The organism is Candidatus Nomurabacteria bacterium (assembly GCA_020632395.1).
In the GTDB taxonomy this organism is placed as follows: Bacteria; Patescibacteriota; Dojkabacteria; order SC72; family JAHDCA01; genus JACKFQ01.
On record JACKFQ010000002.1, the window covers coordinates 72,063 to 93,778 of the forward strand.

The 21,716-nt window shown below is 37.9% G+C and carries 22 protein-coding genes and 1 tRNA gene; 7 read left to right on the forward strand and 16 right to left on the reverse strand.

All coding sequences use genetic code 11. The features are described from left to right. Positions 1–5 precede the first annotated feature (5 nt). The 5 genes from H6763_02390 (at position 6) to H6763_02410 (ending at position 7,023) form a co-directional block, all read left to right on the forward strand. Complete coding sequence (locus H6763_02390; protein ID MCB9803656.1) at positions 6–1,049, forward strand: hypothetical protein; 1,044 nt, start codon at positions 6–8, stop codon at positions 1,047–1,049. A 106-nt stretch (positions 1,050–1,155) separates the two neighbouring features. Further along, positions 1,156–2,268: a hypothetical protein gene (locus H6763_02395; protein MCB9803657.1), complete on the forward strand. Its 1,113-nt coding sequence runs from the start codon at positions 1,156–1,158 to the stop codon at positions 2,266–2,268. Between the two features lie 78 nt (positions 2,269–2,346). Beyond that, positions 2,347–3,324, forward strand: coding sequence for a DUF916 domain-containing protein (locus tag H6763_02400; GenBank protein MCB9803658.1), 978 nt, complete (start codon positions 2,347–2,349; stop codon positions 3,322–3,324). A gap of 30 nt (positions 3,325–3,354) precedes the next feature. Next, on the forward strand, positions 3,355–4,599 hold the full coding sequence (locus H6763_02405) for a hypothetical protein (GenBank protein MCB9803659.1): 1,245 nt from the start codon (positions 3,355–3,357) through the stop codon (positions 4,597–4,599). A gap of 36 nt (positions 4,600–4,635) precedes the next feature. Continuing rightward, entirely contained in the window at positions 4,636–7,023 is a 2,388-nt protein-coding gene (locus tag H6763_02410) for a hypothetical protein (GenBank protein ID MCB9803660.1), read from the forward strand. A 90-nt stretch (positions 7,024–7,113) separates the two neighbouring features. Here the strand turns inward: H6763_02410 and H6763_02415 are convergent, their stop codons facing one another. Next, positions 7,114–8,118, reverse strand: a complete 1,005-nt coding sequence (locus tag H6763_02415) for a putative DNA binding domain-containing protein (protein MCB9803661.1) — start codon at positions 8,116–8,118, stop codon at positions 7,114–7,116. A 302-nt stretch (positions 8,119–8,420) separates the two neighbouring features. Between H6763_02415 and H6763_02420 the strand changes: the two genes are divergently transcribed. Next, positions 8,421–9,155, forward strand: coding sequence for a sulfite exporter TauE/SafE family protein (locus tag H6763_02420; protein ID MCB9803662.1), 735 nt, complete (start codon positions 8,421–8,423; stop codon positions 9,153–9,155). Between the two features lie 217 nt (positions 9,156–9,372). On the opposite strand, the gene H6763_02425 is transcribed toward H6763_02420, so the two are convergent. The 10 genes from H6763_02425 to H6763_02470 all read right to left on the reverse strand — a co-directional run bounded on the left by H6763_02425 (position 9,373) and on the right by H6763_02470 (position 16,980). Continuing rightward, positions 9,373–9,837 (reverse strand): GNAT family N-acetyltransferase, encoded by a 465-nt coding sequence (locus tag H6763_02425; GenBank protein MCB9803663.1) that lies wholly within the window; start codon positions 9,835–9,837, stop codon positions 9,373–9,375. Between the two features lie 405 nt (positions 9,838–10,242). Continuing rightward, complete coding sequence (locus tag H6763_02430) at positions 10,243–10,719, reverse strand: hypothetical protein (protein MCB9803664.1); 477 nt, start codon at positions 10,717–10,719, stop codon at positions 10,243–10,245. 249 nt (positions 10,720–10,968) lie between these two features. Beyond that, positions 10,969–11,409 (reverse strand): hypothetical protein, encoded by a 441-nt coding sequence (locus tag H6763_02435; protein MCB9803665.1) that lies wholly within the window; start codon positions 11,407–11,409, stop codon positions 10,969–10,971. Positions 11,410–11,802: 393 nt separating this feature from the next. Beyond that, entirely contained in the window at positions 11,803–12,240 is a 438-nt protein-coding gene (locus H6763_02440; GenBank protein MCB9803666.1) for an NUDIX domain-containing protein, read from the reverse strand. A gap of 123 nt (positions 12,241–12,363) precedes the next feature. After that, entirely contained in the window at positions 12,364–12,741 is a 378-nt protein-coding gene (locus H6763_02445; protein ID MCB9803667.1) for a hypothetical protein, read from the reverse strand. Positions 12,742–13,000: 259 nt separating this feature from the next. Then, complete coding sequence (locus H6763_02450; GenBank protein ID MCB9803668.1) at positions 13,001–13,393, reverse strand: hypothetical protein; 393 nt, start codon at positions 13,391–13,393, stop codon at positions 13,001–13,003. 135 nt (positions 13,394–13,528) lie between these two features. Next, a complete protein-coding gene (locus H6763_02455; protein MCB9803669.1) occupies positions 13,529–14,047 on the reverse strand; it encodes a hypothetical protein in 519 nt (172 codons plus the stop codon). A gap of 326 nt (positions 14,048–14,373) precedes the next feature. Further along, the gene (locus H6763_02460) at positions 14,374–15,039 is read right to left on the reverse strand and encodes a Type 1 glutamine amidotransferase-like domain-containing protein (GenBank protein MCB9803670.1); all 666 of its coding nucleotides are present in this window, start codon (positions 15,037–15,039) and stop codon (positions 14,374–14,376) included. Positions 15,040–15,412: 373 nt separating this feature from the next. Further along, entirely contained in the window at positions 15,413–15,940 is a 528-nt protein-coding gene (locus tag H6763_02465; GenBank protein MCB9803671.1) for a nucleoside deaminase, read from the reverse strand. A 212-nt stretch (positions 15,941–16,152) separates the two neighbouring features. Then, entirely contained in the window at positions 16,153–16,980 is an 828-nt protein-coding gene (locus tag H6763_02470; protein ID MCB9803672.1) for a class I SAM-dependent methyltransferase, read from the reverse strand. Positions 16,981–17,189: 209 nt separating this feature from the next. Between H6763_02470 and H6763_02475 the strand changes: the two genes are divergently transcribed. Further along, entirely contained in the window at positions 17,190–18,002 is an 813-nt protein-coding gene (locus tag H6763_02475) for a tyrosine-type recombinase/integrase (GenBank protein MCB9803673.1), read from the forward strand. Positions 18,003–18,310: 308 nt separating this feature from the next. On the opposite strand, the gene H6763_02480 is transcribed toward H6763_02475, so the two are convergent. From H6763_02480 to H6763_02500, 5 genes are all read right to left on the reverse strand, one after another. Then, positions 18,311–18,384, reverse strand: a tRNA-Pro gene (locus tag H6763_02480). Positions 18,385–18,474: 90 nt separating this feature from the next. Beyond that, positions 18,475–18,807, reverse strand: a complete 333-nt coding sequence (locus H6763_02485; protein MCB9803674.1) for a hypothetical protein — start codon at positions 18,805–18,807, stop codon at positions 18,475–18,477. 89 nt (positions 18,808–18,896) lie between these two features. After that, entirely contained in the window at positions 18,897–19,967 is a 1,071-nt protein-coding gene (locus tag H6763_02490; GenBank protein MCB9803675.1) for a nucleoside monophosphate kinase, read from the reverse strand. A gap of 18 nt (positions 19,968–19,985) precedes the next feature. After that, entirely contained in the window at positions 19,986–21,077 is a 1,092-nt protein-coding gene (locus H6763_02495) for a M20/M25/M40 family metallo-hydrolase (GenBank protein ID MCB9803676.1), read from the reverse strand. Positions 21,078–21,117: 40 nt separating this feature from the next. After that, positions 21,118–21,528, reverse strand: coding sequence for a hypothetical protein (locus tag H6763_02500; protein ID MCB9803677.1), 411 nt, complete (start codon positions 21,526–21,528; stop codon positions 21,118–21,120). Between the last annotated feature and the right edge of the window lie 188 nt (positions 21,529–21,716).

Below are 21,716 nucleotides of genomic sequence, written 5' to 3' on the forward strand. Positions count from 1 at the left end.
CAGATATGTACAAACAAATACCGCTACAATCAAATGAGTTCCACTATATTAAGAATGTTTTAGGCATGATATTTAGAGCCTTTACGATATTTAACGATCTGCTCATTATATCCAAACCATATCTGCTCTTGATAACCATTTTGGCTCTATACTCACTAGCTCATCCAACAGAAACCTATTCACAAAAAATCCAAGATCAACATCCGATTGGCTTAAGCATACAACCCGCAATAGCAATAATTGATATAGAAGCTGGAGAGGAGGTTCTAGGGAGGATCGGTGTTGGCAAAACAATTCCCGATCCAGTCCCGATATTTACTGAAGTCATGGAGTATTCACCACCATCCACAGATCTTTCTACCTATTCAATAGAGCTATGGGATGCATCCGATTGGGTCGAATTAGACAAAACCCCGATAATAATTGATGGCGACGATATCAAGTATCAGGAATTCAATGTTTCTGTACCAATTGAGGTTGAACCTGGTACATATTTCTGCACAATACTTTTTCAACCAGTAATGCCCTCAGATTTCTACCTCCCAGAAAGTGCAAGGGTCGTTCCTTATATAGGGAGCCTTCTTGTAGTAAATGTGTTGGGTGAGGAAAGTTCAAAGATCCCTCCGGAGATAAAAGAATTCAGATATGTCGACTCAAATAGTGAATTAAAACAGTACTTCGATACCGCACTTACTAATAATGATTCATTTTATCAAGAAATTTCTGGTGTTGTAGCGATCAGGTCTATTCTGGGAAAAGAGATCGCCGAGATAAAAGTACCCAAAACTCGTCTACTGCCAGGTGAGACTGAATCCCTCGAACTAGTTGCTTCTTCAAAGATCAGACCTGGTTTGTATACAGCACAGATGGATCTGATATCAGATCGAGGTATCAATAGCAGTAGTATATTTTTTATCTCTATTGGTGATAATTTAGATCCTGCCGTGATGTTCATCACATTCGTTGCAATAGTAACGTCCCTGATCATCCTACTCTCCAAGTACACAACATCTAGACATAGAAAGACCCGTAAACACAAGAAGTCTTAGCAAATCCCCCTTGACACTCGATTTTAAGCATGTTCTAATGGAGTTGTACTATATAGTAGATATAGTATGGACTTGTTTATATTATTTTTTATATTACTGCCCAATAATGGACAAGAAAACAATCCGGATCCTAGCGATCCTGGCTCTAGTCCTCACACCAATGCTCTCAGCATTAGTAGGTTCCGCTGAAGCAGCAGCACTTACAAGTGTGAAGGATACAGTCTCAGATTCTGGACTCTCTGCAAACTCGAATCATGAGATACGATTCGTAGCTACAAGCGGTGTTACCGTAGCTGGCACGATCACTTTAACCTTTGACGATACTGGTGATGCATACGACCTGACAGGTGTAGGATTTGCCGACATGGATCTCGATGCAGGTGTATGTTCATCCGAGACTTCTAGGACACTTGGTAGCACTGCATCTGGTGCGACCTGGGGTGTCAACGTGAATACGTCTACAGATGTCATAACCCTTACATCAGGTACAGATACGATCACCGCCGGTCACTGTGTGATCATCAAGATCGGTACAAATGCATCAGGAGGTACAAACCAGATAAACAACCCGTCTAGCGCATCCGTTTATGATTTGGATATCACCTCTGGAGCTTCAGACACAGGTAAAACCCTACTTGCAGTTCTCTCACATGTAACTGCAGATGTTACGGTTGATGAAACTTTGACATTTACAGTATCAGGTATTGCTTCAGGTGCTTGCTCTTCTCGAACAAGTGATGTTACAACAACTGCAACATCCGTTTCCTTCGGATCAGTTGTAGCAGATACATTCTATGAGGCCTGTCAAGGACTCTTAGTATCTACAAATGCTACAGGTGGATATAGCGTAACTGTACAACAGGATGGAGATCTAACCTCCGCAGGATTAGATACTGTCGATGCAGGTGTGTGTGATGGAACTTGTGATATTTCAACCGAAGATGGTTGGGCGACGCCTACCAACAACGGATTTGCATACTGTGTTGATGATGTGGCAAACACAGATGCCGTTGCTACAAACCCATGTAGTGATGGTGCAACCGCAGGATACCGATTATTTGGAACCTTAGGAACTGACACTCCAGAAGTCATCATGTCTAACAGTGGAGTAGTTAGCGGTAGTGAGATCGAAGTTGGATACCAGATCTCGATCGATGGTGCGCAACCAGCAGGTACATACTCAAACGAGTTGATCTACGTTGCTACACCAACTTACTGATCTAGATCAGTTTATAGTTGATTTCGAAGGGAGGGCTTGCCCTCCCTTTTGTTGATTAAACATAATTAATATTGTACGATGATTGATGAAGATAATTTTGTTATTAAGTCTATCATTATGAAGGGTGCATTATTAAAAGGTTTGTTATCCTTGAGCTTACTATTAACAAGCTCAGTTTTGTATACGACTTTTGTATCAGCTCAAGAAGAAACCGTAGGTCTTGCGATATCTCCTACTACTTTTGAGCTGACTGCAGATCCAGGAGATACTAAAACTGATGTTCTCAAAGTATACAATCCTACTGATGCACCTCTGACAGTCTCGATGAAAGTTGAGGATTTTGCACCTATTGGAGATGAGGGACAGGTAGTCCTTTCAGAACCGGGTGAAAATAGCACTTTTTCGATTGCAGCATGGACAACTATCACACCATCCGAATTTACCATCCAACCATTAGAACAAGTTATCGTAGATGTAGTATTTGCAGTACCTTCAAATGCAGAGCCCGGTGGACACTACGGTTCAATAGTTGCATCTCTTTCCGGAGGAACACAAGATGTCACTGGTTCTGCAGTTGGGAATGATCGAGGTTCACTAGTCTTGATGGCTATCTCTGGAGATATCGAAGAAGAATTATCCGTATCTGAATTCTCTGCTCCTTCATTTAGCGAATACGGACCTATCGATTTCGGCCTACTATTCAAAAATAATGGGAATGTACATGTCATACCAGCAGGTTTTGTTACTATCAAGAATTTACGCGGTGATGAAGTTGGTCAACTGGAGATCCCTAAGGATAAAAGGGTCTTGCCTGGTTTTGAGAGGCGTGCAGATCTCTCATGGGATGAGAAGAACTTGATCGGTAGATATACAGCAACTCTCGTTGTAAATTATGGTAGCGGTTCACAAGAAGTCCTTACTGATTCGATAACCTTTACAGTGTTTCCATGGAAGGTCGGTCTGGGAGTCGGCGTAGGTATCCTTGCAGTTGTTCTTCTGATAGTTAAAGGTAGAGCTAGGATCAAGAAAGCCGCAAAAGCCCTCGTTGGGAAGTAAAGGGCAGTCTATTAAAATATCTGCTCCATCATGATAAGCGGCAATGATAAGCCTGGACAATATGGTCATAGGTTGCTAGTACTGTTACTGTCTCCAGTACTAGCCTTGCTGATGATGTTAGTCGATCCTAAAATCACCAATGCGCTAACCCTTCTGGGTGCCGGAGACTTCGTATCATCTACAGCACCTTCTGCTCCCGGAGTTGTTCATAGTATCGGTTTTCTAACTCCGCTTAGCGGTCATCAGATCATACCTACTGACTATATAATAATCACATTTGCAAACTACTCTGATGTCACACCAGCAACTTCAAGTGTCGGATGGACAGGAGGCACACCTATCTATTCTGTTCTCGGAAATCAGGTGTTCATAACAGGTGTGAGTGCTATACAGGGTTCGGGGATCACGATATCAGGTATTACCACAACAAATCCCCCTACAGGCCAATCAGCGATCGTAAAAGTTGAGATCGCCGATGACAGTAGTGGTACAACGGTCTATGATTCAGTGAATATCGCCCCTATCCCTGCAAATAGAAATACTACAACTTCTGTCACAGTTATCTCATTCAGTTCTTCTTTTGAATTTTATGGGTATACATCTCCCAATGCATTTGTGACGATCTTGCTCAATGGGAGTGTCGCTGGTACAACTGTCGCTGATGTTAATGGGAATTTTTACAAATTGATCGCTGGTCTACAAGGAGCTACTTTATACAACATCTCCGTTTATGCTCAAGATCAGAGTTTACGCGACACACAATCTCTTACTTTTCAGGCTACTTCCTTAAACGATATGAATCTGATATTTAGTAACGTTACCATCCCTACAACCTTCGACATCGCACCAAGAACATTCTTTCAAGGAGATTTCCTTAATCTACAAGGCTCTGCACACCCCTACTCTCAGGTTACTCTTTTTATCGAGGGTTCAAATGACCATAGTTTTGTAGTACAGACGGACGAGGATGGCAAATGGACTTATAAAATGGATACACGCATCTATAAATTGAATGTCGGACCACATATCGCCTATGCAAAAGAGGTTGTACAGGGTGGATATACTAGTATATTTACACAAGAGGAAGCATTTGAGGTCAAATCGTGTAGGATCGCTGATCTTAATTGTGATAAACACGTTGACCTTACAGATTTTAGTATCCTTATGTACTATTGGAAAAAGCCTAACCCAGCAAATCATCGAGCCGATGTGAATGCAGATAGTAAAGTAGATCTGGTAGACTTTAGTTTAATGATGTTCTACTGGACAGGTTGATATGTATTAAATAGACTAGAATAAATAATGAAAAAGATGTTCACAACAATCTCTGCTTTAATACTACTGATGGTATTTCCTTCTACGGCATTTGCTGCCGCATCTCTCTTTCTAGACACACCTAGTAAAACTGTTTACCGGACAGCTTCTTTTACTGTCACCGTAAATGTGAATTCTGGGGGACAACCCACAAATTCATATCAAGCACGTGTGACATATGACTCAAATATGATCCTTCCGATATCTGCTACAAGTAGCGGGACAATTTGTACGCTTTTTATCGTAAATCCGACTCTGACAGCAAGTGAAGCTACAGTAACATGTGGTCTTGCCAATCCGGGCTATTCCGGATCAGCAGGTCGACTTATGAATCTAACATTTAGTGCTGCAAAAGCCGGTACAACAACTCTCAATATCGATAATGGTAGTTCAAAGATACTTGCAAATGATGGATTAGGTACAAATGTCATGGGTTCATCTTCAGGTCTGACCATCAACATTATCGAAAGACCCCCTTCAGCAGTAGTTATTCCTACACCCACGATAACATCAGAGATCGGAGAATCAGGTACTTGGACATCTGCAGACCAGATCGTAATGAAATGGAATAAGCCTACAGGAGCAACAAAGTTCAGTTTCTTACTGACCACTGACAAGAACGCAAAACCTTCATTAGATCCAGCGAAACTAGTATCAGATCTAACAACGACATTAAAGGATCTCGCTGAAGGAGAATACTACTTTAAGGTGGTAGCGAGCAATGGTGAAGAGTTCAGTGATATCGCGACATATACATTCAATGTAGATAGAAGTTCTCCGGAGTCATTGGATCTAGTGATACAACCGTCAGCAGAAAATCCTATCGATACAGCCCCTATCATCGGATTTAATGCTACTGACAAAGGATCCGGTATCAGTAGATATTCAATAAGTATCGATGGAGGAGATTTCTTTGACAGTACGCCACCATACTCTTTTGAGGAGATTACTGGAGGTGAACATACCATCACTGTACGAGCATACGACCTAACTGGTAATTTCACAGAAAAAACATTAACTTTCAGCGTTATAAGAATACCACCTCCTGTTATCCAAGTACCATTTGCAGATAGTGTTGTACAGATAAACGGTATGCTCTCCATATCGGGTACAGGAGAGAGAGGTACCGTCGTGCTGATATACCTTGATGGAGAACTTATCGGTACAGCACAGGTAAACAACGAAGGTATATTTTTATTTGACCATCGGACAGCGATATCCGATGGAGGACACGAGCTTTATGTAGTTTCTCGAAATCCCGGAGGGGTTCTAAGTGCAAGCTCAGACATTACAAATATCACTATCCAAAACACACTTGCGCCGGTAGCGAGTCAATCCATAGTGGATCAGATCAAAGACTCAAACATACTCACGATCTGCATGGGTACAGGATTTGTGTTAGTGATATTCTTCATACTACTCCTCTTCAGGAGGCGTAAAGAGGTCGATGAGATCGAAGATCGTTTGAATGAAGCCAGACTTGAGGTGGATCAAGAGCTTCAAAATATCGAACGTAAACTTCGTGATGAGATCGAAAAAGAGCCTCTATTAGGCAATGCACAAGGGAAAAAACTCGAACATGCAGTATCCTCAGCTATAGATAGTACTGATAAAGCTATAACTACATTGCTACATCCTGACAGGATAGTTGGCGCTAAGAAGCAGAAAAATATATCTCACAAGAAGAAAATTAAGCCCAGATCGGTTAACCCAACAGAGGTTTCCGATCATCTTTCTACAAAGAGTAGTGAGGACGTGACAACCGTACCCGTACGGTTGTCAGGTAATGGTTCTAGCATTACTCCAGAGCTGACACGACCGCAAGATACACCCGATATGTCAACCAATCCTTACGGTACAATAACAGGTGAACAGATCTCGGAACGATCTAGGCCATCTGCTGGTCTATCAGATGACTTAAGATCGAGTAGTTTGACTCCAGTTAATGGGGTTAGTACACTTTCTACAACATCCACACCAGCCGACCAACGGTCTGACACTCCGATATCAACAGATCTACCCTCTGAAACTGTAATACCACCTGACCAACGGTCTGACACTCCGATATCAACAGATCTACCCTCTGAGACTGTAATACCACAAAACACTCTTTCAGAAACCCTAACAACAGTAGATCAGCATCTATCTGATCTTATAAAACTAGATAGTGATAACAGTTATGACCAAACAGATCAGAGAATAGCTTCTTCTAATACAGATCTATCAGAGATAACCCCTAGCTCGAATGAAACTAAAGATCAACAACCAATATCTACAGATATATATGGAAATGTATCAAGTCAGACGAAAGGTAGGGATGATCTAGATCCGTCAAAGAAACCGATACAAGGTAATAACACCCCATTTCCTCCTTCTTATCAATAATTCTTCGGAATTGTCGGATTGCTAGTGATTGTCAAAATTCCTAGTATACTCGAAGTACCCGAAATGGACGGATACCGAGAGCTACTCGAATTATCCGGAATAGTCGGAGAAGTTTGTTCTGATATATTTGAAGGATTCCCTGGGATTTAACTCTCTGGTTGAATTACCCGCTCTAACAAAGAATTTCTCTGTACCATTACCTTTATAGAACACAGGTTCATCAGAACGTCTGATCGAGATCAAACATACGGTCTTTCCATCATCAGACACCTCAAATGAAACATCAAGATCTTGTGAATATTCAGCTCCGATAGAACTAGAGAATACCGTCGTCAAATGATTTTCAAATCCGTCAAGATTCTTTTTCTTCACTGTTTTAAGGTCATTCTCCAATCCGATAACCTCTCCCCTATCATTTACACCTATCAGGATCTTCCCACCTTCTGAATTCAACATCCCAACAATAGATCTCATGATCATCTGCTCAAGATCCTTGTTTACAGCACCCTGATTACTATCCCATCGAAAGGACTCTTTGAATTCGAGATTCTTGCTTTCTCCTTTGGATATCAGTTCCTCTAGTAGCTCATTCTTATCTTCTTTTGTAGGAACATCTTTTATTGAAACAAATTGCTGGATCTTCTCGATCTCCTCAGTAGCTCGAAATATATCAGGTATAACGATTATCTGTGAGTTTTTTGCATCTGCTAATTCGATAGATGCATAGTTGAGCCACCTTCCTAAGATACCCTCCTTATGTCTTATCGAGGTCAACGAAGTAAATGGGCGGATATCATTAGATTTGATAAAGATCCCCTTCTGATGAACTAACTTTTTGGGATACAACTCATAACTTTCAAAATACCAAGAGAGGAAGAGAGCTACTAAAAAGATTATCTGAAAAATACCAAGTACAAGGATACTAAAGATGGATGACGATATGACGTCAGAAAACGGGAGTTTCTCATAAAGTGCTATAAAATCAACGATAAAGGTAAAAATCGCCACAATAATTGCAACGAGTACTTCAGCCACCAATATCTTCTTGACTATAACTACTGGGCTTGGTTTTAGGGATAATGTCTTATCACTCATGATCAGAGACGTTCGTTATTATCATGATAGCCCAGGCAATAATATAATTCCAGATTTATAGTAATTATATTTATGTATACGTGAATTACTTGTGTAGGTCACAAGCACTATCTACTATTTTCTTAGTAGATAGTGTAACATGGGATATTCCATCAATACAATAACGGTAATATACCCAACACAGTTTGGTATAACCGAAACACTTTAATATACCCAACACAAACATATGAAATATTTTATGACAGTAGATTGCCTATTAGTGTAAGATGACATTTGTAAAGTTAATCTCAATTGAAATCTAAATGATCGACGTTACGTTTATCACAGCCTTTACAGCAGGTTTACTAACTTTTTTCGCACCTTGTACATTTGTTGCACTTCCCACCTTTCTTGCATATATCACTAACAATGCAACCATGGAAGATCCAGACTCAGGTGGCAGGAGATTTCGTGTAATGAGAAGTACATTACTTTATGCTGTAGGATTCATCCTTGTCTTTACACTGCTTGGATATTCGGCATCATCTATCAGCAGATCACTAAATCTCAACAAGGATCTTCTTACCCAGATCGGTGGAGTATTGATCATTCTATTAGGTTCGTTCGTTCTCTTTGGTGAAAAGATCAAAGGACTTCAATTCCTTTTTCGCGAGAAGAAGATAGGGGTTGATAAATTGAGTCGCTTTGCAGGTAGTTCGATCTATCCATTCATACTTGGATTTGTAACTGCAATTGCATGGACCCCATGTGTAGGACCGATACTTGGTGGGATCCTACTTCTTGCAGGGACTCAATCAGACACCCCTGCACAAGGCGCTTTTCTACTGACAATACACGGAATTGGAATCATGGTACCCTTTCTAGTGATCGCCCTTCTCTTTGATCGTGCATCGGGGATAGTAAAGAAATACGCTAAATACACTAAAAAGATCCATACAATAAGTGGTTATCTACTCCTGATAATTGGATTATTGATGTTGACTGGAAATATGGGTAAATTCACACAGATCGTTTTTCGATTACATTCTATGTTCTGAGAACCCTCCGATTGATCTGCATAGTTATCTAAGAACGGTTACTATAATATACTGCTTTGAGGAACCTTACTTTTCTACAACTCTTTTTTCTGTACTTGGCGGTTTATCATGTATTCATAGCATCACAGAGATTTAAATATGTCTAAATATAGTACTATATTCCTCTATTTTAGGTCGTAAAAGTTTGAGTATAAGTTCGTAAGTAAATTGACACTTACTACAGACTTTTAATAAAAACCGCCATATTGTTATCAATATAGTCAACTAACTTATATCCGAATTTTTCATAAAAACCGTATGCTGTATCTTTATATTTTTCTGCACTCCGAATGATAATTTCATCATGGTTCTTATCAAATAAAACGTTCTCAAGAAACACAAGTAACTTTTTACCTGCACCTTTTCCACGTGAATTATTGTCGAGATATAATATTTTTATCTCAGCTGGATTATTTCCTTTCGACAAATATTTCACTTTAGGTAAGGGTTCCGAAATTCCACCAACTCCTATTGGAATAGCATTATCTGTTATAACCCAGAATCGAGTATTGAATTCAATTTTATTATTTATCTCATTTAATATACGTTCAATATACTTTTCGACCTCATCTTTTTCCGTCCATTGTGACAGAATTTTTCTAATAATTTCGATGTCATTCTTCTGGGGTTTCCTTATATTCATATCTGTAGCATACATTTATAACGCAATACTTCTATCTTCTTTACTGTAAATACTATGAACATTACTACATTAAATAAAAACATTCCCAAGATAGATGGTGATAATAACATTCCCGCAATTAGTTGTGCAGTAGTTGATACATTAAAAAATAAGAATACTTAAACTGCCAAGTATAGCTATGAAAGAATAAATAATTGCAATTATAAGATACCACTTATAGACTCTCTTTTGATTTTCCGTATTAAATTGAATTGTGTCAAAATTGTTATTTAAATGATTCGAAATGAAATCTACCCTCTTCCAATTTTATGAATTCAAATCTATTTAGTATAACGTTTCGGCATATCATATGTTTTCGCCTAATTTGTTGATCTATACTTAAATATTAGCTGGTTCTTTTTCATTTCAGAAGACCTTCGATTGACCTCCGAACAGAGACGAAAATATGGGGGGAAGAAAAGGACATTCCACTAAAATTATAAAAAATCTTTTTCTTGTAGCCAGACATGCCGTGTTATATGCTGTAATTTTTTTCTTATACCTTATTTCAGTCACCTTATTCCTCAGATGCCTTTCCTGTTTCCATTGTCCATCTTGTGGATCGTGGTATTTACGAGTATCGAAAGTGTAGTAGCCGACTATAGGTATGGCAGAGACAGGCAAAAAGAAATCAACCTTCCCATCAGAACCAAACGTTAAAAAAATCGGCCCCGTTTCTTGTACAATAACGTCCATAGTATCTAATTTAGTCCCTTGAGCGTTGACAATGTAGTTACGCGACCCTTCCCCTTGAACTATCTGAAAAAGAGATTGCTCATACTGCGTCTCATTATCGCCCAAAACAGCATCAACATTGAAGGACGGAGGGGCTAACTTTCTCATAGTTTCATAGTCAGGTACAAAAAATATTGTGGTTTGGGGATCATATTCTTTTTGCTCGGCGGTTTTAAATCGTTGAATCGTCCCATCAGGACTATAATCATAAACTGAACCTTTCGCGGTTAACAATGTCTATTTCCCTTGGAACTTCCTGTTCACGAAGGAAAGGCTTTGGGGATATCCGGCACTCATATATTTTGTAGAAGGTTAAAATATTATGGCAGATAGCATCGAACGTATGACGTAGGAGGTTCACTTTTGTCTTCGCTTTATGAGAAAAAACCAAAAGATTATCAATAAGATTATAACCACTGCAGAAATTCCGACAATTAGGGTGACATTTGATTTTTGTTGATTATCATTAATAATGTCATTCTGGTTATCATCATTTTTTTCAATTATTTTTGATTCACAATCTAACGCATCATCTAGCCATTCATAATCCAATGAGGGACATATTCTACCCTCTAATTCGGTTTCTTCTGCTTGTTTCCAGTCTTGTGGAAGCTTTCCACATTTATTGATGTCTTTAACAAAAGCACATTTTTGTTTAATATAATTTACTACAACATCTTCACAATCTCCTCTACTCCCCGAATGCCCTATCGTGCAGCAAAATTCACTTTTCCCTCTTGTGCCAGAACATTCATCTCCGCCATCTATTCCTTGTGAAGCAAAAACAGATGAGGACATTAATGTGTTGAACAAAATTGTAAAAATACTCGAAATAGGGTTATTTCTCATAATATTTATATTAGATTGTTAATTATAAATCTTACTAAAGTGAACCGCCGAGTAATATGTTGGAGGCAAGTTTTTGCTAAGAAAATCAGAAATCTGCTTCTTTTTTCCAACGTCTTTTGGTGACAGAAAAACCAGGAAACGTGGACCCCAATGATGATCGGTCGAACGCTCCGTATCAAATCCAAGTACCTCCGAGCCAGAACCTAGCAATCCAGCAGAGTATTTGAGTCCATGAAATTCTGTTTCGATGAGAGTTTTCACGACCTCTTTGTAAAATTGTTCACACAGTTGTTATCTTGGAATAAACTTTGTCAAATTTGAAGTATTTAGTTTTTTACTAACCTATTCGAACTTTTTGTAGAACGTTTTTTGTAGATAGCAGGTAATTGCCATTCGACTTGCATCAAAATGAGGTGTCGGGAGATTTTTTGGATCTACCCATAGCCACTCATCGCATTTTTCTGGTTCCATTATTTTCAGCTCACCGGAAAAGTCCTGGGCAAGTAAGGCGATCGAAACGTAGTGTAACCCTTCTTTGTTGTAAGTTTCTAAGTTGTTGGTTACGGCTACCACTCGTGGATTTTTAATGTCCAAGTCGGTTTCTTCTTTAATTTCTCTAATCGCGCCATCTTCAAATGTTTCGCCTGGCTCTAGATGCCCGCCTGGAATGGAATAGTATGGAGCATGGCTATTTTTTCTTTTGCCAATAAGGACTTTTCCGTCGTGATTTACAAGAATCACGCCTAATCCAACTCTTGGTATGTTTTTTTGTTTCGTCATATTTTAGAAAGGTTAGTTTAAAAATCTCGCATAACGTTTCCCGATGAAGCGAAGTTTTGCAAATTCCTTATGTAAATTAATATTTATTGGCAAAATTTGGACGGAGAAAACAATAAATTAATTTTAGCTCCGTAACTTTACTATAGTGTCCTTGAGTTTCTTCATCAAATCGTCTTTATCGGTATATTCTATAAATTTATCAGTCACGATTTTTAGTGAGCTAGATGTTCTTTGTCCTGAATGATAAATACAAATAATTGGACACTTTGACAAATCAGCCCACCCAAGCTCGATTCCCAGGCCTGTCGATGGATAAGAAACCTCCGCGATCATTAAGTCGCATGTCTTTATTATATCTCGCGTTACAAAATCACTAGCGTCTTCATAGGCTTCGTGCGGCAAGATAATTTCATGCTCCGTGTTCAATAAGCTTGAACGAATTGGTTCATATAGCTCTTTTTCAAAATCGTAATCGGTAGAGTGTCCAATATATATTTTCATAGAAGAGGGGATAAGATTAATTTATTGTTTTATGTAGTCGCATACACATTGTTAGATGATGTGACATAATGGATATGGAGTCATTTCATATAACGTTAGCGTGTATGCAAAGTATGCCTAAGAACGGAACTGATATTATCTTCTCAAGATTTAAGCGAATAGGCAAATTGGGGCGAGCCATTTTTAGAAATCAGTTGCACTGGACACGACAAAATGGCTCACAGCATAGCTGCTGTTGTGTGATGTAAAAAGAAAAGCGCTATATGCTCTTCATCTGAATCATTTTTGCCATTGCTATATATAAAACAAGACCTACCGAATAAATGATAATATAGGGGGCAATGGCAATCCAACGGTTAATGTAAAACAGATCAACATTTTGAAATGATCTTTCTATTGTCGAACCTACTACAAAAAAACTAAGAGCAACTAATGTATTGAGTAGAATTGTAAAATACTGCCTACTGTCATCAACATGTATTAACTTTGTAATGAAGTAAGCTATTACGATATAAGCAATGGCAAAAATGCTCGTAATTGGCAATTGCAAAATCCATCTGCCATCTGAAGGAACATTTAATAACACATAAATTGTGTTTGCCACAAGAATTATCAAGAAACTAATGATAACTGAATTTGCAATTGTTTTCATATGGGTTTGTTATTAAATAGTAGTAGCATTTTACCATTTCGTTTTGTTTCGTACAACGTTATGGATATGCGGAGTTTTTCTGGAACGTACTGGAGTGAAAGCGCTAGTGTACCCTGGAGTTTGTCCTTCAACCCGTTACTTCTCATCAAGATAAGAATTAATTGCTTCATCAATAATCGTAATATCTTTGATTTTTTTACTTTCAGGATTTTTACTAAATTCTTTAATCCATTCAATACAGTCATCAATATTTTCAACAACTAAATCAGAAAAGGTCAATAGAAAAGGATGAATCCAATCATCGATTTTTGTACCATCAAAAACAATATTTGATCTTCTATGATGTGTATCTTTTGGAATTATTGAAATTACAGGTCTTTTGAAATATTTTGCAATTACCATTTCTTGAGCAGTTCCAGCTCCAAGTTTCTTCTTAGAATCAACGATGATAATATCTGCTGTTTTTACGAGATTAGAATCATGACCAACTAATTGCAAAGGTTTAGTTTCATCTTTCCATGCATCACCATCTGTAATTTCAACATTGGGAATTTTTGAAAGTTTTTCTTTGTATTCAACTTTCCAATCTTTCCAATTTTCTCTAACATCATCTCCTTTTGGTATTGAACCTAATAAAAAATTTTTAAGCGTCATATATTTTGTGAAAATCCTTTATAAATTAAATCTTATTCTTCTAATGGTTGTAGGGTAAATTTCATTTAACGTTCCTGCGTATGCGATGTTTTTGCGACCAACGGGAGCAAAAATATGGGTGAAGCCCGAGCCGAGGGCTGAACCGTATATCCCTTGTTATACGCCCCGACGACAGAAAGGAGGAGAGCGCAGCGTGGCTTGAGTTCAAAAAATATTTTTCGTTCTGATTCATCAGAGAGGCTTTCGGTTATTTCTTATAAATTTGATTTTTTCGTTTTTCTTTTTCCAAGAGGGGTTAGGGATGAATTGGAAAAAATAAAAACTCCTTATTCTTTTTCATTAATAACAAACCATTCTCCTTCACTAATCACTTCAATTTTGTTGTCAATAATCTTTAATGCAGAATCATCATCAAGTGCATAAATTGTTTTGCTTATTTCTTGACCAACTTTTTCTATATTTTCTCTTCTCATTTTTTTAAACCATTCAGAATTCAAATGTGGCAAGAAATAAAAATCTACAAAGTTTAAACCTTTTAATTCTTCAGTTTCAAGCATATCTTCTTCATAAATCACTTGGGATAATTTCAATGCTAAATCAGGATTAGTAACCATACTTCCAGCAGAAACACCAACATAAACTTTATCTTTAAATAAATCAGACAACATTTCAGATAAACCTGATTTATTTAGCCATCTCATTAGATGATAAGTATTTCCTCCTTCAAAAAACAAAACATCAGCTCTTTCTAAACTCGGTTTCCATATTTTTTCATCAACAGCTGAAATATCAGTAATTTCAATTGATTTGAAATTTTGTTTTTTCAAATTCACTAAATCAGTAATTAGCCAATCTTTATCGCCCGATTCAACATTGCTTGCAGTAGGAATAAAAACAACTGTTGTTTCTTCTGGTTTCTTTCCAGTTAATTCAAACAAAGCATTGGCAATTGAATTGTTTGTTAGTCCGCTTGATGTTAATAGTAGTTTCATAATAGTAGGAGTAAAGAATTAAAATTTATAAATCAATCGTTTTCGGAACGAAGTGGAGAAAACACATTATTATCCCCCTCTTTTATTTTAGAAAAAATCAAATTTATTCCCTTTTTAGAAAGCCTATTTTCATTATTCATCTTAGAAAAATATTTTTTGAATTTCACATAACGTATCCGAATATGAGAAGTTTTTTGCCGGATTTCCCAGTATTTATGTACAGTTTAGCACATTCGTTCGACATTTGAATATGCTTTAATTGATCGCCATTCGTAGGCAAAAAATTTGGATGGAATGAAAAAGACAAGTCCTTAAATTATTCAAAAGTGTCTTTTTCATGGAACCGGATAATCAGTGTTATACGAGAGTTGAATTAAGCGGCTCCTAGCAGTTTCAACATTTTCTCAGACCAATCAGTATTGCCCTTTGTTATTTCCTCCTTGAAAAATTTTATCATCAGCTGTTTTGGCTCATCCGATATTGCACAGTGCTTAATTTCTGGCCAAAATTCACGATACCATAATCCGATATTATCATGTTTTAAGTCGCAAGCACCGCCATTTGGATCAGGTTCAATAAACAAAATCCTGTCTACGTGATTTGTAACAGAAGCTCCCAAGCATTGAATACAAGGTTCAAGCGTACTGTATAGAGAGACAATTTTTGAATTATCCTTACGAACTTCCGCCAGCTCTTTGCCGTACTTAATTATTAGAGAATTTTCGGCATGATTCACAAAGGATTTTTGTTTATTGATTTCGTTGCCAGCGACGCCAAGCGTTTTATTATTGATAGCCAAAACAGCCCCCACAGGATAGTTCCCAAGCTTGAAAGTTTCTCTAGCAATACTGATGGCCGACTCCAAGCATTGTTTATCGAATTGTGTTATTTCTTGCACCATACAGAGCTTAATTCAATTTCATATAACGTTAGGGATATACGAAGTTTTGCGGAGTGAAACGGAGCAAAATTTGGGTGAGGGGCGAGCCGAGCACCGAACCGTATATCCCTTGTTATACGCCCCGACGACCAAAGGGAGGAGAGCGCAGCGTGGTTCGTGGCGATAGCCGAGAAAGTCAGAAGTCGGCTTTTTTCTTTTTTATGAGCGCACACCTATTTTTTCTTAACAATTATCATCATATGTCCACTTAAATCAACAATTATTGGATCGGTGCAAATTTTGTTATGAATGGCTAACCAATTTTTCCATGCTTTTGGATATTTCTTTGCAAATTTATTTGTCGCTTCAGGATTTACATTTAAGCCTTCAAGACCCACTTTCTCAAGAATTTGCACATCTTTTTTGGTAAAAATGGACTCAAGCTCTGATGAGGTAAAATAATGACAATAGCCATCTCCTCTCCATTTATAATCTTCACCATCAGATACCAGTCCCTCGAAATGCTTTTTGTAAACTACTTCTTGTGGCCAACCAAGAGGAGTGGCTAGGAGTACCCCATACTTGCTCATTACTGAAACAAAAATTAAAGCACCCTTTTTTGCGACTCTAATTAATTCGTCAATTGCTTTTAGTCTTTCGGATTCTGGGCTGACATGAGAGAGTGGTCCGCCCAAGCACAATACTACATCAAAAGAATTATTTTCAAATTCAGATAAGTCTGTAATAGACCCCTCTACAATATCTTTAATTTTTGTTTGTACCTTTGCTTTTTTAATTTGTTCCCTAGCAAGTTCTAGGTGTTCTGTGACCAAATCCAGAAGAACAACATCATATCCCATTTTTGCCAATTCAATTGAGTATCTTCCGGGACCACCACCTGCGTCAAGAATTACTCCAGATTTTGGAAGATATTTTTTTAGGAATTTTATTGATGTGTCAAATTCTATTTTATGAAAGGGGTCTTGTGCTAATCTATTCCATTCATAAAGAGCATCTTTTTTGTAATTCTTTTTGGTTAGTTTTGTAGTCTTGTTTGCCATAATAATATTGTAAAGTATAAATGATTTATAATTGTTGTGTTAAGTGTGCGCTCATTCCTTCTTAATTAAAAGCCGACTTCTGATTGCGTATAACTCGTTACTATACGAAGTGTTTTCGCAATTTGTACAGAAATGCATATACTATGCGAACAGTTTCTGACAAAATAACTCTAAACTAATTATCAATATCATCTCATAAAAAACAACAAATGAAAAAAGAAATTACAGCAACTGTACGAGAATTAAAAATTCGCAATTACAGTTCTAAAACAATAAAAAGCTACACTAGTGGAATTCAAAAATACTTTCGGTTCAAGAAAAATAATTTCCAACAGCTAGATATCCACAATATACAAAACTTTTTACTCTCCTGTTCAGATAAAGGACTGTCTGCTAAGACAAGAGATCTATATTTGAATTCAATTAAATTCTATTACCACAACGTCATTAAAACTTCAAAAAAGGTAGACATCAAATCTGCAAAACAAAATAAAAGTCTCCCTGTTATATTGAATCGCAAGGAAATCACAAAGTTGAGTGAAGTCATAAATAACCCCAAACACAAATTAATCATCTTGCTAGCATATGGAGCAGGATTAAGAGTTAGCGAAGTCGTCAACTTAAAGGTCAAGGACGTAGATATTGATAATCTCACACTCCATATTAAGAAAGCCAAGGGGAAAAAGGATAGAATTACTATTATCCCAGAAAAAATTAAGGATGATCTGAAATTGATAATTAATTCAAGAGATCAAAACGAATATGTTTTTACAAGTGAACGAGGAGGAAATCTTACAACTCGTACTGCACAAAAGATTTTTACTAATGCTCTGAAAAAAGCAGGAATTAAGAAGGAGACGACATTTCATTCACTACGCCATAGCTTTGCAACTCACTTACTAGAAAACGGAGTTGATATCAGATATGTTCAAGAATTACTTGGTCATCAAAATATTAGAACCACACAAAGATATACTCAAGTTACAAATCCGAAACTAAAAAACATTAAAAGTCCCCTCTGAAAAGAAACATTTTCTAAGACTCGAACCCAATTATTAGAGTTATATAGGCATTCTTGCTTATGGAGTGATATTTACCTTACTTTGCGTCATTTCTACGAACTGCAAGATTAGTCCGCTGTATAAGGCTTTTAAAATGCTGAAGAAAAAGCTGACCTAACTGGTCGGGGAGACAGGACCATCTCGGCAAACATGCCTCGATGTATGATGCAGAATAATTCTACTGCATCATAGGTCCCTGCAGTAGGTTCAAGTCCAAATACACCATCCATACAGAGTAAACGACCACCTAACGGTGGTCATTTACTCTGTCGGGGAGACAGGACTTGAACCTGCGACCTCTGCAACCCGAATGCAGCGTTCTAGCCATCTGAACTACTCCCCGAGTACAATATTTCTCTTAGGTATATCTGGCAAATGAGCCTTATAATAACAACTTTACGAACGTAGTACTATATACGAATTCCACTATCCATCAAGACTTATTTGTTTTTTGTGCCACTTTTTCGGGTAGAAGGTTATGGATCGCAAGAAATGGCAATAATGCAAATGACCCTACGAATAGAACCGCTAAAGCAAAAGGATATCTTCGCTTGCTCTTTTCACTATTTAGGATCCAAAAACAAGATATTGTCGAGAAAACACCTATATCAATGAACATAATGCGAGCGAAAGAGCTTTCCTCCAAAACGGATCTCATCGGTATAAAATCGTTCATTAGTTGTGGGTCAAATATGGCATAGATGACCAACAATACCCATACGACGATGAATGTTATCCCTAGTCGTCTCTTCTCAGATGAATTCATGATCTTCTTTGTAACTAATAATTAAAATGTTCAACCAGAAAACAGATCAAGCCTATAGTTGCTAAGCTGCTTTACTTTTATAAACCTCTCTAACTATAAGTTAGCTGGGTAGACAACTGCTTCACCATCTCCACTACAACTGCAGGAGCCACTATACTATATGATTCTACACCATTGTCATCGATAAAAGTCCACTTCGTATCCTTCCGTACTACCTTACCATCTACTACCTCATAAGATGCACGAGGTGTTAATTCGTAATCATCAAGTATATCAGCTGCGATCTCCACCGGAACAGAATTTCTCACAAAGATCTTTGGAACGCCATGCAGGTCAAAGATCTTTCGGATCAACTCATCGTCCATCTCTATCCTTTCCCGGATAGTTTCTATGCCAAGAGAATCCCCCTCTTTCTCAACCATTCGCTCAGAGCTACATTCAGGGTTATCACAAATCAGGTAAAACTCATCCTTATCAGGGTCATAGCCAGCTTCCTTTGTGGGGAAAGCCCACAGATTTCTTGATGTATGACATTTGGGGCAGATCCTCCTGTATTTGATGCGTGTATCAATTACTGATTCGGGAACATCCAGTAGCATGAAAAGATCAGGGTCATCGCGATAATTGATCAGCTCTCTAAAATACAGTGAGTATGTCACCTGATCCATATTTCTAGGAAACCCATCAATGAACAGATTTCTCCTACCGGCCTTTTCGATCTCGCGTTTAACGAGAGCGAGAATGAACTCGGTAGGTAGAAGATGTGCGGTAGAGCGATTCATAAAGGCCTCTATTGCATCATTTATGGATATAAAACCTCTATAATTAGCTTTCAGATACTCTTCCAGAGCTTGCCTCTCTACTGGATCGTTCTTGATCTCATCAGCAGCCCTTACGATATCACCTACAGAGAGGTGTTTGATCATATCAGAGCCAAAGATCTCAGCTAAGAGCTTAGTGAAAGTTCCTTTACCTGCTTGTTTCTTTCCAAGAATGTAGACTATGAACGTATTATCTCTCATATAATCTTTCAGATCGGCAATCTCTTTACCGATCTTATCTTGAAAATATACTTGTCTTTCTGCCGGATCTGACAGATCATAACTATCACGACCTGATCTAGTCTTTGTGTTTGGCATAGGAAAATCTAACCCCTTCATTCTGTTATTCGTTAAAGATTATTTACAATTTGCGATTATCCATTCTTTTATTAGGTCCTTGAATTTCATTAGATCCTCAAAGTCTACCCATTCATCCTTAATATGCGCTGATGAGCATGTTGGCATAGTCATAAGCACTGGGATACCCTTTGCACTAAAAAATGCTGCGTCCGAACCACCATGCGATCTGATTATTTCGGGTTGGATACCATGATCATGGGTAATCTCCTGCCAGATCTTAGTCGGACCTGATCTTGGATCATTATTAACCGCACTACTCCAATGTATAGTGGTTAATAGTAGGTTACGCGATGTAAATTCTTTGGTGACAAGCTCTTGTATAATTAACGGATCAAACTCGGCAGGTATCCTTATATCAAGAAACATTTCGGCACTATCCGGCACCATATTTATAGCAGATCCACCTTTGATCATTCCAATATTTACAGTAGGTATCCAATCATTCGAAGCTGTAGGTGTTCCCCACCTAGTAATAAATTCGTCATGTAGCCAACTGTATGCTTCGGTAAGTTGATTTATAGCATTTTTGCCCAGCCATGGTCTTGCTCCATGTGCTGCCACTCCCGTTGCAGTACATTTCAGATGCCACAACCCTTTCTCAGCTACACAGATCGACCAGTTTGGTCCCGAATCAGGTAGAAATACAACTCCGGGTCGATACCCAACATCATTCAAGAGATACTGCACACCATTATCACTACCGACCTCTTCATCAGATGTGAACATAAGTGCGACATCGAGTTTATTTCCTTCTGAAATGAGTTCCTTATATGCATATATCATTGCGACATCTACCCCTTTCATATCACTAGAACCCCTTGCATAGATCCTCCCATCCTTCTCATAAGGTTCAAATTGATCACTATCCAAGGGAGGTACCACATCAACATGGCCACTCAACATGATCTTCGGTGTAAGGGTTTTTCGTTGTGAGATAACAATTGAAGGGATATCATTCTTTTCGTACTTTTCAATATTCAGATCAAGATCACTTACTAACTGTTCGACAAATTTAATCGCTTCATGGAGTTTTGGAATGTTGTCTGATGTTGACCCGATCTTTAAGAATGATAACAGAGCTTCTTTCATGGTTAAGAGGATATCATATATCAAACATTTCTGTATACTTCTATCCAGTCTTTACAACATTTGCAATATCCCCGACGCACATCCAAGCGGATGAGATCCCGTAACCCTTCTTATCGATCTCAAACGGTTTGATCTTCCTCGGTTCTTTCAGGAATACAAGAATACAATATCTTTTTTTCTCATAGTACTCATTATATGTCGTAGTTTTCATACTGATCTCGTCACCATGGTCATGTGCTATCTTCTCGAACAGCTCTTTGTTTAGATTTTCATACTGTTTTACTCTCAAGACTTCTGCACATGCAGTAACAGGATCACCCGAATATTTAAAAAACACCCGGTCACCCTTTTTTATCTTTCCCCAAGGAGCTATACGATTTACATACCATCGGGATTCGATCCTTTTCTTTCTCGAAAGTATATCCTCGATCAAACCGGAAGACCTTTTCATGATCGCCACATGATCCATAGTTTTGATGAGTTAAAAATTTTATATATAAAAAAACCGAACTTTTGTTACTAGATCTTGATGCTGGATCGTGATACTAGGTTCTAATACTTGGGCTTGATACTGGGATCTTCTTGCGAGTGAGTTTTTACTTAATGTACTACCTCAAGATCCCCTCTTACTTAAATGCC

Bases quoted from the DNA above. Each gene is read 5' to 3' on its own strand.
- H6763_02390 (MCB9803656.1), top strand. From the start codon at position 6: ATGTACAAACAAATACCGCTACAATCAAATGAGTTCCACTATATTAAG.
- H6763_02430 (MCB9803664.1), bottom strand. From the start codon at position 10,719: ATGAGAAAGTTAGCCCCTCCGTCCTTCAATGTTGATGCTGTTTTGGGC.
- H6763_02460 (MCB9803670.1), bottom strand. From the start codon at position 15,039: ATGAAACTACTATTAACATCAAGCGGACTAACAAACAATTCAATTGCC.
- H6763_02500 (MCB9803677.1), bottom strand. From the start codon at position 21,528: ATGAAAAGGTCTTCCGGTTTGATCGAGGATATACTTTCGAGAAAGAAA.
- H6763_02405 (MCB9803659.1), top strand. From the start codon at position 3,355: ATGATAAGCGGCAATGATAAGCCTGGACAATATGGTCATAGGTTGCTA.
- H6763_02425 (MCB9803663.1), bottom strand. From the start codon at position 9,837: ATGAATATAAGGAAACCCCAGAAGAATGACATCGAAATTATTAGAAAA.
- H6763_02465 (MCB9803671.1), bottom strand. From the start codon at position 15,940: ATGGTGCAAGAAATAACACAATTCGATAAACAATGCTTGGAGTCGGCC.
- H6763_02450 (MCB9803668.1), bottom strand. From the start codon at position 13,393: ATGAAAACAATTGCAAATTCAGTTATCATTAGTTTCTTGATAATTCTT.
- H6763_02470 (MCB9803672.1), bottom strand. From the start codon at position 16,980: ATGGCAAACAAGACTACAAAACTAACCAAAAAGAATTACAAAAAAGAT.
- H6763_02455 (MCB9803669.1), bottom strand. From the start codon at position 14,047: ATGACGCTTAAAAATTTTTTATTAGGTTCAATACCAAAAGGAGATGAT.
- H6763_02490 (MCB9803675.1), bottom strand. From the start codon at position 19,967: ATGAAGGGGTTAGATTTTCCTATGCCAAACACAAAGACTAGATCAGGT.
- H6763_02475 (MCB9803673.1), top strand. From the start codon at position 17,190: ATGAAAAAAGAAATTACAGCAACTGTACGAGAATTAAAAATTCGCAAT.
- H6763_02415 (MCB9803661.1), bottom strand. From the start codon at position 8,118: ATGAGTGATAAGACATTATCCCTAAAACCAAGCCCAGTAGTTATAGTC.
- H6763_02485 (MCB9803674.1), bottom strand. From the start codon at position 18,807: ATGAATTCATCTGAGAAGAGACGACTAGGGATAACATTCATCGTCGTA.
- H6763_02400 (MCB9803658.1), top strand. From the start codon at position 2,347: ATGATTGATGAAGATAATTTTGTTATTAAGTCTATCATTATGAAGGGT.
- H6763_02410 (MCB9803660.1), top strand. From the start codon at position 4,636: ATGTTCACAACAATCTCTGCTTTAATACTACTGATGGTATTTCCTTCT.
- H6763_02435 (MCB9803665.1), bottom strand. From the start codon at position 11,409: ATGTCCTCATCTGTTTTTGCTTCACAAGGAATAGATGGCGGAGATGAA.
- H6763_02445 (MCB9803667.1), bottom strand. From the start codon at position 12,741: ATGAAAATATATATTGGACACTCTACCGATTACGATTTTGAAAAAGAG.
- H6763_02420 (MCB9803662.1), top strand. From the start codon at position 8,421: ATGATCGACGTTACGTTTATCACAGCCTTTACAGCAGGTTTACTAACT.
- H6763_02440 (MCB9803666.1), bottom strand. From the start codon at position 12,240: ATGACGAAACAAAAAAACATACCAAGAGTTGGATTAGGCGTGATTCTT.
- H6763_02395 (MCB9803657.1), top strand. From the start codon at position 1,156: ATGGACAAGAAAACAATCCGGATCCTAGCGATCCTGGCTCTAGTCCTC.
- H6763_02495 (MCB9803676.1), bottom strand. From the start codon at position 21,077: ATGAAAGAAGCTCTGTTATCATTCTTAAAGATCGGGTCAACATCAGAC.